This is a genomic window from Paenibacillus vandeheii, assembly GCF_030433635.1.
Classification (GTDB): Bacteria; Bacillota; Bacilli; order Paenibacillales; family Paenibacillaceae; genus Paenibacillus; species Paenibacillus vandeheii.
Genome location: NZ_JAROCD010000001.1, coordinates 62,854 through 75,345, shown reverse-complemented (window position 1 = coordinate 75,345; position 12,492 = coordinate 62,854). Strand labels below are relative to the sequence as shown.

Sequence of the window (12,492 nt, the reverse complement as noted above, 5' to 3'; positions counted from 1 at the left end):
GAGGAAAGTAGGATGTGCATGATTGCCTCTTAAATCTCAACCTGGTTTCAAACCGATCAAACATTGATTTAATAAAGTGCGGTCTTTATTATGAAGGTCAAAGACCAATCCATATTCATTTATATCGTCCAATTCGTTCTTAAAAACAATGTTCCCTTTGAACCGGAACGTTCGATCAAGGAGTTTGGCCCTGAGTTGTATCATAAAGTCTCGACTTACAGGCAGACTCAACGTCGATACGAAATGCAGATCGTTGATGCCTATTTCTTTAATCGCGACTTCCGTTACGCCTAATTTAATATCTTCGCCCTTTATTTTGACTATGGTCATATCTGCATGTAAGGGAGGTGTGAAATACCTTCGCTTCCCGGATTTTCTGTCTTTTCCGTCAAGGCCGCCCTCAGACGTGGCCTCTTTGGGAGGCAGTGTACCCAGGCTCAGCAACATGATAAAATCATGCTCGGGAACCGCACGGCTAAATATGTAGCCTTGTACTTGATCGCAAAGATGCTCTTTCACGAACTGAAGCTGGTCCAAGGTCTCTACGCCTTCAGCAACAATTGTCATGTTCAGGCTTTTGGCCATCTGGATGATCGCTTGTGTGATGGACTTTTCCTTGCTGTTTGTTGCGGTTACCTCTTTGATGAAGGACCGGTCGATTTTTAAAATATCAATAGGAAAACGAGTCAGGTAAGACAGAGAGGAGTAACCGGTGCCGAAATCGTCCAAGGCCATTCTGATGCCCAGGTTTTTCAACTCGGCCATGGTATCCTGAATCGATTCTTCATGCTGCAAAAAGACGCTTTCCGTTATTTCGAGCTCGATCCATTTCCCTTGTACGTCAAAGGTTTGGAGCGTATCATGCAAATTCGACACATAGTCTCTCTCCAAAAAGCTTTTGGGAGAGATATTGATCGATACGGGCACTTTTTTCAGACCTAGTCGATCCCACTTGGATAGGTGCTCACATACGGTTCTTGATATCAAGTCTCCAAGGGGTAATATGAGTCCGGTCTCTTCGGCCAGAGGGATGAATTCCGCTGGCGAGACAATGCCCCACTCCGGATGGTTCCACCGAATGAGCGCTTCGGCGCCCAGGATCGTTCCGGATCGGGGGCACACTTTGGGCTGGTAGTAGATCTCGAATTCTTCATTCGATATTGCCTTTCGCAGGCCTTTTTCAAGCGAAAAGATCCGAAAGGTATTCACGTTCATCGATGAAGTGTAAAATTGGTAATTGTTTTTGCCGTTTTCCTTGGCTCGAGCCAGCGCAATATCGGCATTTTTAAGCAATGTCCCGCCGTCGTTACCGTCAGAAGGGAAGATGCTTATGCCGATGCTGGTGGTAAGGAACAGCTCATATTGATCGAGATAGAAAGGCTTTTGAATCTCTTTTAAAATCTTTGCAGACAAGACTTTCACTTGCTTTTCGTTTTTCAGATCACGAACGATTGCCGTAAAATTGTCTTCTCCTAGCCTTGACAATATCGTATTACCAGCGCCAATACACGAGCTTATTCGATTGGCCGCCATTTTTAGAAGCTCATCGCCGTATGAATATCCCAATGTTTCATTCACATATTTAAAACGGTCCAAGTCCAATTGCATAACGGCAATCTTGCTTTGTTTTTCGTTCGTGGATTTGATCGTATCTGTTAATTCGTTTTCCAGGTATCTCCGGTTCGGCAATCCCGTTAAATAATCATGGAAGGCCAGTTGATGGAGTTCGGCCGACGCGCGCACCTCATCCGTGATATCAACCAATGTTCCTACCAAGGAGGGCATCCCGCCCAAAATCAATAATTTCACATAGACTTCGACATCCATTAATTGCCCGTCTTTTTGTATAATCTTTATACGTTCCGAACTGTTTTTCGGGTACCCGTTCACGATGTCACTTATTCTTTCTCTCATGGCATCCCTGTACTCGGGCGACAACAGCTGAAGAACATCCATTTGGAGCAGGTCCGACTCTCTGTAACCGGTTTTATGGATAATATACGGGTTGGCATAAGTCAACTTCCCATTTTGCAAGATGATGACGCCAACCAGGGCCTCCGTAACCAGGCTACGATAAATCAGTTCGGATTCCCGCAGTTTATCCTGGATCTCTTTTTTCTCGGTGATATCTTGAACAATACCGAGAAGTTCTTTAGTCTTGCCGGATTCATCCGTTACGACTTCAGCCCTCCCCAATAAAGTGCGTACTTCCCCGGCACCACGATTGATCCGGTACTCGATCTCCGATGATGCTTGGCCTCCGTTGATGATGTCTCCAAAAAAACGGAATACTTCATCAGCATCCTCCGGGTGAATTGACTGTTTTAGGTCATCCAATGAAAAACTCGAGGATTTTGCTATGCCGTGAATGTGGAATAATTCGTCGGACCAGTGTATTTTGCGGTTTACGAGATCCCAATCCCAGTTGCCTGTCTGAACCATCTTTTGAGCGTAGGCAAGCCGGTTTTCACTTTTCCTCAATTTGTTTTCCATTTCTTTTTGAGCCGTGATGTCAAACAGAAAGGTAAGGATTTCACGGCGGGAATGGTCCGGATTAAAAATGGGAATTTTTACGACATCAAAGGTCGCCGAGTTTCCGCCCAGCATAAGAGAGGTTTGCAGTTGAAATTTTTGTTTGGATTCCCACGTGATTCGATCCGATTCTTCGGTAAACGTTATCAATTGTTCATGGTTGTCCGCGATTCTGATTACCTGATCAACCGTTTTTCCGGCATAATCCTTTATTTTTAGGATAGAAGATATTCCTTCACTGACTCTGTTGAGGCGTCCCTCCCCGTCTCTGCTGATCAAATAGCCGAAGGTATCAATAACATCAAATAATAGATCATTTTTATAGACATATTCATCCTCGACGAGAGGCTTGGTATTTAATTTGAATATGCTTTCATATGTGGTTTCCAAAAAGCTTTTGATGATACTTTTCCGCATCGACCGTCAGTCCTTTGTGCTTTAGATGGTTGCATTTGTATCCGCATTGCTATGAGCAGGTATGAGGGAAGACTTATTTGCGGCGGCGCGCAGTTTTTTAGATTCGAGGTGATTCATACGAGCGATTTAAGTTGTTTTTCCGTAAAAGGCAATTCCGTGTAAACTTAACTTATCACATCGATGTTAAGAATATATGAGGAATTTATTTTGTATGGAAGTTATTACGAAAGGAACGAAAGGAAGGTTTCTAAAAACCGTATATTTAGACTGAACTTTTGAATTACATGCGGACACAAAGCCTATCGATGACCTCCATCGGCCTGGCATTGACGCGTTTCATGAAGGTGGCGACGTTGATGCGGATGTGGTAAAACTTCTTGCAGAATAGGTTTGGACGACATCGCTTTTCAGCCATTTCCATAGCCCTTCAACCAGATTGAGATCCGGTGAATACTTCGGCAGAGACGAACTTCATCACCTACCGGAAAGGGGCAATTGATGTAAACTGCCCGTTAGCGCAACGATACTGCCGGTTATTTCCGCGGCAGCTTTGAGATGAGATTTTATTCAACTATCGTTCCCTGTTAGTTGAATTCCTTGGTGTATAAATATGGTCTATATCTGTATCAATTACAAAATCAATCCGAATCCCTTCTTTATATGCATCAGGTATTAATTCAAATTCAAATAGTCTGCAAAAGACGGCTGAAAAATCATTTATGTTTGTGCATTGTCTTTTGGCAATATTGTACTTCTTTCTTAATTCTCTGATTGAACATGTTTTGCCTGTAAGCAGTACATTCCCAAAGTAACCATCAATTTCGACTATCACATCAATCACTGCTGGTTGCTAACCAGCCTATTAGCTCATAATTTTTTACCTTAATCGGCTATCTTAGATTCCAAAATGAATAATCAATTGGTTATTCTCTGAAGCTTCGATAGCTAAGTCAATTAAAACTTCTAATTCACTCTGCATTGTTTCTCGCTTCAACCAATTTCTCGTCTGTTCCCAGTAGCCATCTTCATTCTCTTCTTCTTTCCAAACAGTATCTCCTCTTAAACTGAATATGTCAGGTGCTTCTTCGATTAATTCAAGCCATTTACCTAATATCTTTTTTAGCTTCTCTGCTCCCGGCTTATTAATAACGGTTACCCCGTAGTAATTTATCCCTTTGTGACTTTCTTTTGTTTCGGGGTTATAAGTAGGTAACCAGTTCAAGAAGTCCGGCATGTACTGAATAATCTCACCAGACCACTTCAGACTTTTCAGCCCATGTATACCGATTAGTTCTGTGCCATTCATATCTGTCATTCAAATCAAAATCGCTGCTAAGAAGAAGAAATTCGTGGGTTAGACTCATTCAAATCACCTGGGTTAGCCCATGTTAATTTATTGGTATTACAGAAACTATATTAACACATATTGGAACTAACCTGCCCGTTAGCTTAATAAAAAGAGCAGGATACCGAAGTACCTGCTCATTAATATGTATCATTCCAATAACGTTTCCAGTTAGCACAATGGTGTGATCAAAACCTACTACTCAATCCCAGTGCTTTTCCATTGCTTCTTCACATTGAAAAAAACCATTTTTTGAATAAAACTTAGGATGGAATCTAGCGCATCGTTAATATACTTGGTATGTGTCACAGGAGGCTGCGTATCCAAACTACCTACCACTGTCTGATCGAATTGAATTCTGGTCACTGCACTAGATAATCTCTTCAAAGGTAATCCTACTACCTATTGGGTTCGTTAATCTTAATAAATGGAGCAGTTGCTAACCGGCAAACTGCTCCTTACTATTTTCAACTATCGTTGCCCGTTAGCTTAAAGAAGCATGGTCAGTTCAATACTCTATTTCCGTTGCACATCAAGTACTGCTTTCTGTTTTAGATCAATAAATGATAACTAAATCAGTTCCTGCTTCCGCTTCAAGTACCCGTACAACACCACTCCAGATGCCGCACAGATCACGGCGCATAAGCCGATAAATCCATATCCTGCCTGAAGTCCGCGCAATAACCCCAGTTGAGTGGTTGCACCATACGCATTCTTCACACCTTCAATGACCCAGCCAATGGCATAGTTGCCAATAACGCTGCCAATCCCCATCAGGGTAACCGCGAACGTAATAGCCGTGTCACTGCCATTTGGATATCTGCGTGCGATAAATGCCATGACTGTTGGATAGATCATCGCAATACCCGCTCCCGATACAGCAAAGAAGAATGCCAGCCCCTCTCCGCCCGCAATGGCGATGAACGTGCATACCGCCGAAAAAGCAGAGAACAGAATCAGTGACAATACGAATCCGATCCGGTCCGTAAGCGGCCCTAGCAACAGTCTGCCCAACGAGAAACTGAGGAAGAACGCAGACAGCAGCCCAGATGCTTTGACCGTGTCCCACGTATAGGCTTTCTCCAGAAAGTTAACGAGCCAACCCCCAACCGCCAGTTCAGATACCACGCCAAAAGAAAGAATGAGCACCATCAGCCAAATGGCTGGATCACGTGTTAACGTCTTCAGTGAAGTCCGATCTTCATGAGGAAGATCATCCCCCGGAAATTTGCTGCGCAGCGCTGCAATGATCGGCAGAAGGCAGAGTGACAACATCACCAGATACATACCGCGCCAGTCCAGTTCGTGTCCGAACACGTGCAACGACATCACCCCTGTCGCCAGCAAAGGTGCTACCGTTGAACTCAGCCCATAGAAGAAATGGGACAGGTTCATCATCGTACCTGTGTTTTTCACAAAGATCCGTGCCCCCAGAATCGCCAGCGCAATCTCCAGCATGCCGTTTCCGATGTACATGAAGAAGTATGATGAAGCAAAGAGTGGATATGTATGCGACACATAAATGAACACACCCGATAGGATCATCGATGCAAACGAAATGATGCTAACCGCCTTAATGCCCCATTTGCGAACCAGGATGGCGGTGAAGGAGCACGCGATCAAGTAACCCAGTGCATTAAGGGACAATAATGTCCCTAGCTGTTTCTCATCCAGATTGAAGTCGAATTGAATGCGCGGAATGGCCGGCCCTTTAATATTTTCCGATATGCCAAACACGATAAATCCCAGAAAAATCGTTGCCAGCTGCATGGCGTACAGCTTGTTGAATTTTCGTTTGTTCCCTTGTGTACCTGCTTGCTGATTCAAAATAAGTTCCTCCATTGTGTCTATATAAGTTGAAACAAGAGTCATTAACTTGGACACTCCGATGACAGAATAACCTTCCAATCGCTGTTATCCCCAGATTTTTTTCATTCCCTTCTCCAAAGGGAAAATCCGGTGATAAAGGCGAACGCTCCGCTTCTCCAGGTTTTTTTCTGTCCTCTCCGTTATCTGTTTAATGAAATAGTTCATTTTATGTTAGAGTGTGACTACAACTCTTTGAACTGAAGAGAGACATCCTTCTGATCAATGTTCATTTACCACTGCTTCTCAACCACCTGAATGCGGTAGGTCAGGCTCTCCAACGTAACAGCGACCAGCCCTGTCACATATTCGCGCCGTGTGTCTCTTTGGATGATCAACTCAGGCATATGCTCCTGTGGAATCAGGTGATCCAGACAGCCTTGTAACAGGTCATCCCGCATAGCCGGGTCCATTGTATCGCCAGTAACGACAATCGCTGCCGGGTTAATAATTGCAATGATGGAGATCAGCGTCTTTGTGACAAGTTCCTGCAACCCTTCCGTCGTTTTCAACATGCGCAGCTGTTCTTCCCATGACACGCCAAAAGGCAAAAAGGATACCTCGCCCCCAAATTGCGTATTCCCGGTCAGCGGACGACCATCAATGATAAATCCTGCACCCGGAAAATGGTTCTCCGGAAAAGTCACCACCGCGAAGTTCTTCTCTTCCTCAAATTGCTGCTGGTTATACAGCCCGTAGACCGTCAAGTTCATGTCGTTGCCAATGACCACTTCGACGTCTTCATATTGCTCCTTAAGTCTTGGCCCGAGTGGCTGGTACATCAGCTCCGGTACATCGCAAATTCCAATAACGCCGTTGTGTGCCACCCCAGGTATGCCGATACCAATCGCCTGCACATTGTGGTGTTGTTCGATCAGATTCGCAATCAGATCCTCTACTACCGTTACATTAATCTCATCCAAAATGAGTGTCTGTTCGTCCGCCATCTCTCCGTTCAGATTGGCATATGTATGTGTGATCGAGTGAATGCCACCCTCTGTTCGAATAATCAGGGACAGCACACTGGCGTAGTCCGCATTGAATTGATACCGACTTGCAGGTCTTCCCCCGCTCGATTCGTCTGGACCCAGATCGATAATCTCACCTGTCTGAAGCAACTCGTTCAAGATTGTGCCACATGTCGCCACGCTAAGTTTTGTCAGGTTAGCAATGGAAGCCTTCGTACCCACTCCCATGGATCTGAGCGTGTTCTTCACAAGTTCAACGTTAATGCGCTTCACCTGTTGGGTGTTGTGTGATGTAGGTAACATCGTTAGCCGTGAGCCTCCTTTCGTTGCTTTTCAAATAATTTTTAACCAATCGAGAAATGTTTTTAAAAGTGTTTTAATAACTGGAGTTTAGGGGGATTGATGTGGAAAGTCAATGCTTATTTCGAAGCGAAAACCGTTCGGATGAAAATACAAAGGGACAGCCACGATCACCTTAAAATGATCCTGAGCTGTCCCTTATTTAAGTGTAATTTTATGTAGACTGGCTCATTCGGTTCGCTAAGATGCTCTTCTCCAGTCGGACTTCAAATAACTTTCGGTTCAGATCCTGTTCCATGGCATGAAGGTGATATGCAGCCTGCTTCACAGTATCCATCTCAAGCACACCTGCCTGCTTCGCGATGATGTCCATGGCGTCCAGGATGAGTTTATTGCATGTGATCAGTTGATCAGCGTAATCGTCTTCTTGTTGGACGAGTTGTGCGTACTGCGAAGGTAGTTCTTCGCTGTTGGTACTTGTCATGTCACCACTCCTTTGTTAAGGAAAGGATAACAAATATATTAGGAAAATGTGGTACGCAAAAGCGTACCGTGTAGTAAAAAATTAATCCTCAAAAAGTTTCATTTGAATATCTCTTTCAGTCTCATTAATTTCTATAGCGTAATCATGAGGGGGAAGAATTTCATTTATTTTACTTTTATCTAAATGCTTCGTAATAAAATAAAAATCAGAATCTACAACTGATAATCTTTTATCAAAATATGTGAACACTTTTGGAAATATCTCTTTGTCTATCTGTAGTTCGTCAAAATGGTTTAATACAGTAGTCAAAGCACCATGATTGATGCTCTCCCCAAGAGGGTGATGATTTTTCAAATTTTCGTATAAGTATTGAAACGAAAATCCATTTCTTATTATATCTTGCTCGGAATTCAGTATTATTTTTGTAATATAGTAGTATAGTTGTAACTTTCTTTTTCTTCCGCCACTCGCAATATCCTTAATTTTATTAAAATATGTTAAAGTCATTCTTTCCCAGTATTCAGTAGTTACATTTTGGGCTTCTTCCACACTACTGATAGTTATCTGATTTTGTTGAGGTTTTTTTATATCATTCTTTTGGCATAAATTAAATAGCAATCCTTGGAAAACAGAAATTATACTGTTTGAAGAATTGATAAGATAGTCGATTACTTCTCCAGTGAAATTTATATTTAAAGCTTCTGATCCCTTAGCTACAACTTCTTTAAGTTCAGAATCATTCCATTTAGTAGCGTCTATATAATCTATTCTATGTGACAATTCTCCATTAAACTTTTCAAAATATCCTGATGTTATTTTAGTTCCTAGTATGACAAACCGAACACCATTTTGATAGAACATTTTTAGATCAAATGCTAATTGATATTGTTCTATTAAAGGTAAGTAATGAAAATCATCAAGAATAATTGTATTTATCCCCTTTTTCTCAAGCTCATTTGACACGAGAACACTAACTGTATTTGGGATATAAGGTTTAATCAGTTCATTATGTTTTGATGTATCTACTGTTTCACCAGTAATTTTAGACTTTATAAATTCAAGGAAATTAGCACTTACTTCTCCTTTTAATTTATTAGTTTCTTCCATAGATTTAGTAATACTTTCAATAGAATCTACTCCTGATTTATATAAAATTTGCATATATATATCACTCAGATTGATACCCTTAGTACAGTCAATTACTACAACTTCTTTAGTTACAGGAATGTATTTCTTTCTAAGAAAAGTTTTACCAACTTTGGTTTCGCCAAAAATTACAATATGATGATCTGTTAAATCAAGTTTATCTTTTAGCTCATAGTCAATTGCTCTCTCTACATAACTTTTAAGAATGTTTTTAGAAACACCAAAAACATGTCCTAGATTGATATTATTCATACTTTAGCTCCTCTATGTTAGTCCTATAAATTGATCTAAGATAACAAACTCAAGTTCAATAGTAAATATATACCATCACCATTATATACGATTAGTTAAACTTATTACATAAGGAAATGAAATCCCCCATTTGACAACCCCTTCAAAAAAGTCTAACCTAATAACGAACTAACCATTCACTATTAAGGAGTCGTTCCCATTGGTCCAAGCCAAGAAAGACGAAGTCAGGAAAGAGATTGAATACGCGGCGCTCAAGGTCTTTTTTGAAAAAGGCTATGTGGATGCCAAGATGAGCGATATCGCGAATGTGATCAATATTTCCGTGGGCAATATCTATACTTATTTTAAGAACAAGAAAGAACTATTCTACGCCGTCGTGCCGCCGGATCTGGTGGATTATCTGAAAAATGTGCTGGTGGAGACGATTCACTTCGATAACGAGACCTTGTTCGAGGAAACAGATAGCGAGCGAAAGTCGGCACTGTTGCAGGAACAGGTGGATGTGTTACGTAAGTACCGGAATCAGATTGTCATCATCTTCGAAAAGAATAAAGGCACCATCTACACCAACGCCAAGAATGAGCTTGTCGAGCTGATGATCGAAACCAAGAAAGCCTATCTCAAAAATCAATATAAACGGTATGAGATTGGCACCGAGGAGAATTTGATCTTGTTGAACATCCTCGCACATAACGTGATCGACATGAACCTGGATCTATTAAAGCGGGATATGAGTGAGGACAGCCGGAAGCAAATATTCGAAGCATTGTATGTATACAGACTGTACGGTATGAAGAGTCTCAACGAATAACGCTCCATCTCATCATCTATGCCGGGTAGACAAAGCGTGCAAACCAATCTCACTTGGTTTGCACGCAAAAAAACTTCATCATAGATCTGCCTATTTTTTTGACCTAAAAATGAATTAATTATTCATTATTGAAACAAGTATCTACCTTTACCCTAACTACTCACCTCACCCACATTCTAAGGAGGAACACACATGAACACCGCTTACGCATTGAAAAACGTCAATCTGGTCCACGGCGATTCGAGCCGTAATCTGCAAAAAAACGTGACCATTCGTCAATGAAAAAGGACTTATTCAGGATATCGGCCGAGATCATGAGTTGCATATCCCGAGTCACTACACAACGATCGATCTCTCAGGAAAATACGTAATGCCAGGACTGATCAACGCCCACGTGCACCTCTTTGCAGATGGTAAACCATTCAGTCTCTCTGTCAGTGAAGGTTTATTGCAGTTTGCCTATGATCGGATATTGAATACCAAATTCGGAAGAAACGTTTTGAAAAAACGTATGAAACGCAACGCGCTGACCGCACTCCATGCGGGTGTGACGACGATGCGCAGTGTGGGGGAATTCTTTTACACGGACGTCCAGCTGCGGGATGAGATTAATAACGGCGACTTTGTCGGACCTAATCTGCTCGTCTCTGGATTTTTCCTAAGTGTCACGGGCGGACATGGTGCTCCATTCCTTGCTCTGGTTGGCGATTCCCCTTGGGAAGCACGAAGAAATGTACGGATCAATGTGAAACACGGCGTGGATTGGATCAAAATCTGCGTGACGGGTGGCGTGACGGATGCGAAAATGGTGGGCGAAGCTGGACGTTTACAGATGACGGTGGACGAAGTTGCAGCGATCTGCGATGAAGCGCATAAGATTGGCCTGCGAGTCGCAGCTCATGTGGAAAGCACGGAAGGCGTAAGAGTCGCGTTAAAAGGTGGCGTCGATACCATTGAGCATGGTTCGGAGATGGACGACGAAATCATTCGTTTGTACAAAAATAATCCCAATGCCCTGAATGGCTATACCGCACTCATCCCCACCCTGCAAGCCGCTTATCCCTCCGCTTCACTGGATACCAGCGTAACGAAGGTAAGTGCCACGGTAAAAGAGAATTCCAGACTGGTCTACGATTCCATGCTCAAAGGCGTAAAACAAGCGATCGAAAACGACATCACCATTGGTATAGGCACTGATGCCGCCATGCCGTACGTGACTCACTATGCTATGTGGAGAGAGATGGATCACTACATGAGACAGACCAACCTGAACAACAAACAGGTCATCGACATGGTGACCCGAACCAATGCAGAGATCCTAGGTGTTGATGATGTTACAGGGACGGTGGATATCGGGAAACATGCCGATCTAATCATCATGGAGCAAAATCCGCTGGAACATATCGAGGCCTTGTCAGACATCTCTATGGTCATGGTCAAAGGAAATCTAATTCAAACACCATCTGTGACGAGAATAAAAGAAGTCGACGATGTTCTAAACTCAGTATGGTGAGTTCAGAATTGAGAATAGGATCAGGAGTGAAATCATGCTTGGTATATTAATCAATTGCTTTTCCATTGTATGCGGAAGTACCCTTGGAGCCATTTCCAAAAGGTCCATGAATGACGGATACAAGGCCATACTCAATCAAGTGATTGGGATCAGTGCGCTCATCATAGGCATTAGTACAACCATGAGCAGCATCTCCACCAGCCAATATCAGATAATGTTTATCATCTTCCTTACCTTAGGCGGGATCGTTGGGCAACTGATTAATTTCGAGAACATCTTGTCCAACATCATGAACAAGTTCTCGTCGAGTGGCTTAAATGAAGAATTAACTGTTGCCATATCGTTGTTGTGCGTGGGATCGATCCCGATTCTGGGACCACTACAAAGTGCGTTACAGGGGGGTAACACCTTTTTGCAAATCAATACGATGTTCTCTGGCATTACGTCATTGATTCTGGCATCTACCTTCGGTATCGGCATCATCTTTTCAGCGTTCATTCTTTTGGTCATTGAAGTTCTGGTCTTCTTCTCGGCTGATTTCTTATCCGTCTTCATGACGTCAAACATCATGAACGAAATTACCCTTATTGGCGGGATACTTGCGCTTTGTACGGGGTTAAACATCTTGAAGATTACCAACATCAAAGTGTTGAATCTGCTACCTGCCTTATTTGTTCCTATCTTTTTGCTGTAAAATTTAATCATTCAATCCCTTGCCCTCCAGGATTGGCTGATATATTTCTCTATTCGTGACACTTTCGTTTTGGATTACTTTCACTTACATAATAAATGCTACATACTGTAAGTACATTGAGGAAGGATGATAAAATTGAAAGTTGGACGAGACAAGTAAATAAT

At 42.4% G+C, this 12,492-nt stretch carries 11 protein-coding genes; 3 read left to right on the top strand and 8 right to left on the bottom strand.

All coding sequences use genetic code 11. The features are described from left to right. Positions 1 to 36: 36 nt before the first annotated feature. From P5G61_RS00325 to P5G61_RS00290, 8 genes are all read right to left on the bottom strand, one after another. On the bottom strand, positions 37 to 2,922 hold the full coding sequence (locus P5G61_RS00325) for a GGDEF domain-containing phosphodiesterase (RefSeq protein WP_301243241.1): 2,886 nt from the start codon (positions 2,920 to 2,922) through the stop codon (positions 37 to 39). 363 nt (positions 2,923 to 3,285) lie between these two features. Then, positions 3,286 to 3,384, bottom strand: a complete 99-nt coding sequence (locus tag P5G61_RS00320; RefSeq protein WP_301244280.1) for a hypothetical protein — start codon at positions 3,382 to 3,384, stop codon at positions 3,286 to 3,288. A 460-nt stretch (positions 3,385 to 3,844) separates the two neighbouring features. Then, positions 3,845 to 4,171 carry a hypothetical protein gene (locus P5G61_RS00315; protein WP_301243239.1) on the bottom strand — a complete coding sequence of 109 codons (327 nt, stop codon included), beginning with the start codon at positions 4,169 to 4,171 and terminating at the stop codon, positions 3,845 to 3,847. A gap of 321 nt (positions 4,172 to 4,492) precedes the next feature. Beyond that, on the bottom strand, positions 4,493 to 4,660 hold the full coding sequence (locus P5G61_RS00310) for a hypothetical protein (RefSeq protein ID WP_301243237.1): 168 nt from the start codon (positions 4,658 to 4,660) through the stop codon (positions 4,493 to 4,495). A 204-nt stretch (positions 4,661 to 4,864) separates the two neighbouring features. Further along, positions 4,865 to 6,064 (bottom strand): MFS transporter, encoded by a 1,200-nt coding sequence (locus P5G61_RS00305; protein WP_301244278.1) that lies wholly within the window; start codon positions 6,062 to 6,064, stop codon positions 4,865 to 4,867. Between the two features lie 329 nt (positions 6,065 to 6,393). Continuing rightward, complete coding sequence (locus P5G61_RS00300; protein WP_301243235.1) at positions 6,394 to 7,431, bottom strand: ROK family protein; 1,038 nt, start codon at positions 7,429 to 7,431, stop codon at positions 6,394 to 6,396. Between the two features lie 211 nt (positions 7,432 to 7,642). Next, entirely contained in the window at positions 7,643 to 7,912 is a 270-nt protein-coding gene (locus P5G61_RS00295; protein WP_301243234.1) for a hypothetical protein, read from the bottom strand. An 81-nt stretch (positions 7,913 to 7,993) separates the two neighbouring features. Next, positions 7,994 to 9,310, bottom strand: coding sequence for a P-loop NTPase family protein (locus tag P5G61_RS00290; RefSeq protein ID WP_301243232.1), 1,317 nt, complete (start codon positions 9,308 to 9,310; stop codon positions 7,994 to 7,996). 199 nt (positions 9,311 to 9,509) lie between these two features. Here P5G61_RS00290 and P5G61_RS00285 point away from each other — a divergent pair, with 199 nt between their 5' ends. The 3 genes from P5G61_RS00285 (at position 9,510) to P5G61_RS00275 (ending at position 12,328) form a co-directional block, all read left to right on the top strand. After that, positions 9,510 to 10,121: a TetR/AcrR family transcriptional regulator gene (locus P5G61_RS00285; protein ID WP_301243230.1), complete on the top strand. Its 612-nt coding sequence runs from the start codon at positions 9,510 to 9,512 to the stop codon at positions 10,119 to 10,121. 370 nt (positions 10,122 to 10,491) lie between these two features. Further along, complete coding sequence (locus P5G61_RS00280) at positions 10,492 to 11,634, top strand: metal-dependent hydrolase family protein (RefSeq protein WP_301243228.1); 1,143 nt, start codon at positions 10,492 to 10,494, stop codon at positions 11,632 to 11,634. Between the two features lie 34 nt (positions 11,635 to 11,668). Continuing rightward, entirely contained in the window at positions 11,669 to 12,328 is a 660-nt protein-coding gene (locus P5G61_RS00275) for a DUF554 family protein (RefSeq protein WP_301243226.1), read from the top strand. The last annotated feature ends 164 nt before the right edge of the window (positions 12,329 to 12,492 follow it).

What these genes read in the sequence shown, in the direction of transcription:
- P5G61_RS00290 (WP_301243232.1), bottom strand. Translation starts at nt 9,310, where the DNA reads ATGAATAATATCAATCTAGGACATGTTTTTGGTGTTTCTAAAAACATT.
- P5G61_RS00300 (WP_301243235.1), bottom strand. Translation starts at nt 7,431, where the DNA reads ATGTTACCTACATCACACAACACCCAACAGGTGAAGCGCATTAACGTT.
- P5G61_RS00280 (WP_301243228.1), top strand. Translation starts at nt 10,492, where the DNA reads ATGCCAGGACTGATCAACGCCCACGTGCACCTCTTTGCAGATGGTAAA.
- P5G61_RS00295 (WP_301243234.1), bottom strand. Translation starts at nt 7,912, where the DNA reads ATGACAAGTACCAACAGCGAAGAACTACCTTCGCAGTACGCACAACTC.
- P5G61_RS00305 (WP_301244278.1), bottom strand. Translation starts at nt 6,064, where the DNA reads ATGCAGCTGGCAACGATTTTTCTGGGATTTATCGTGTTTGGCATATCG.
- P5G61_RS00275 (WP_301243226.1), top strand. Translation starts at nt 11,669, where the DNA reads ATGCTTGGTATATTAATCAATTGCTTTTCCATTGTATGCGGAAGTACC.